This window comes from Micromonospora sp. NPDC049679 (assembly GCF_040659735.1).
Taxonomy (GTDB): Bacteria; Actinomycetota; Actinomycetes; order Mycobacteriales; family Micromonosporaceae; genus Micromonospora_I.
Genome location: NZ_JBFANZ010000089.1, coordinates 1 through 1,290 on the forward strand (window position 1 = coordinate 1; position 1,290 = coordinate 1,290).

General features: G+C 58.4%; 3 protein-coding genes. 2 read left to right on the forward strand and 1 reads right to left on the reverse strand.

Annotated elements, in window-relative coordinates; all coding sequences use genetic code 11:
• Positions 1-284: SDR family oxidoreductase (locus AB0J06_RS26315; protein ID WP_357432352.1), on the forward strand; the 284-nt coding region annotated here is incomplete at its 5' end.
• 14 nt (positions 285-298) lie between these two features.
• The gene (locus AB0J06_RS26320) at positions 299-865 is read left to right on the forward strand and encodes an OsmC family protein (RefSeq protein WP_004574805.1); all 567 of its coding nucleotides are present in this window, start codon (positions 299-301) and stop codon (positions 863-865) included.
• Positions 866-984: 119 nt separating this feature from the next.
• Here the strand turns inward: AB0J06_RS26320 and AB0J06_RS26325 are convergent.
• On the reverse strand, positions 985-1,290 hold a 306-nt coding region (locus tag AB0J06_RS26325; RefSeq protein ID WP_357432354.1), incomplete at its 5' end, for a DUF3330 domain-containing protein.

Consider the following 1,290-nt stretch of genomic DNA (forward strand, 5'->3'; position numbering starts at 1 on the left):
CGGACGCGCGACGCGGCCCACTCGACCAGGCGCTCCGTAAACAAATCAGGGTCAATGCCGTTTCTCCGGCGGTTGTCGAAACGCCGATTTACGAGGGATTCATACCCAAGGCCGAGGTTCATGGCGCCTTACAGGGATTCAACAGCTTCCACCCAATCGGCAGGGTTGGGACGCCACAAGACGTCGCCGAGGTCATCCTCTTCCTGTTGTCGGACAAGGCAGCATGGGTGACGGGCGCAATCTGGGACGTTGACGGCGGCGTGATGGCCGGGCGTAACACATAATGGGGGAACGAGAAATGAACACAAACATTAAAGGAACTCCCGGCAACGGGATCAACGTCGGCGCATTGCGTGAGTTTGCAGATCAGGTCGCAGCAAAGCCCGCCGCAGGCATCGCGACGTTCGGCGTCGTGACAACCTGGGAGGGTGGCACCCGGACGCGTGCGCGAACCATGCCGCTCGTACTAGGTGACACGGCCTTGGCGCGCGGCTTTGTCATCGACGCGGACGAACCGGCAGAATTGCTCGGTACCGACACGGCCGCTAATCCACAAGAATTGATCCTGGCTGCGTTGAACGCATGCATGACTGCAACCTACGCGGCAAATGCGGCGGCAATGAACATCGAGTTGCAATCGCTGACTATCCGCACGAAGGGAAGCCTCGATCTGAGAGGTTTTCTTGGAATCGATCCTGGGATCAATCCAGGGTACGACCAGGTCGAGTATGAGGTCGAAATGGAGTCGTCGGCGGATTCGGCGGCGCTGAAAGCATTGCACGCGCAGGTGCAGCGAACATCGCCGAATTACCACAACTTCGCGAGAGCCATTGATCTCAAGGCCAAGCTGACCATTCTCCAATGATCGAGTCAGTGTTTCCCGTGGTTGGCTGACGGGAGGCCAAACCAGATGCGCTATGACGGAAGGTTCAACCTTCCGTCATCACGTTCTCTGGAATACGCAGTGTCAATTTGAGGTATGCCTCAATCTGACGGTAGCGAGTCGCAGGCGTTCGGATCGGCATCGGTTTCGTTCCCTGTCTTGGCACGCGCTTCGAAGCGTTGATAACACTCCAACCCGCAGAAGTGCTCGACGTATTCCGCGCCTTCCGGGGTGAAGGCGGCATCGAGCGGGATTTCCTTGCAGCACACGCAGCAACTGGTGGTGGTCGAGTCACTTGCATTCATGGTGGCACCCCTCCATTGACTGACGAAGACGGCGAATGCCGCCGCCGGCATTGGCTTCGCGAACAGGAAGCCTTGTCCTGTGTCGCAGTCCGCCCTTTGGTC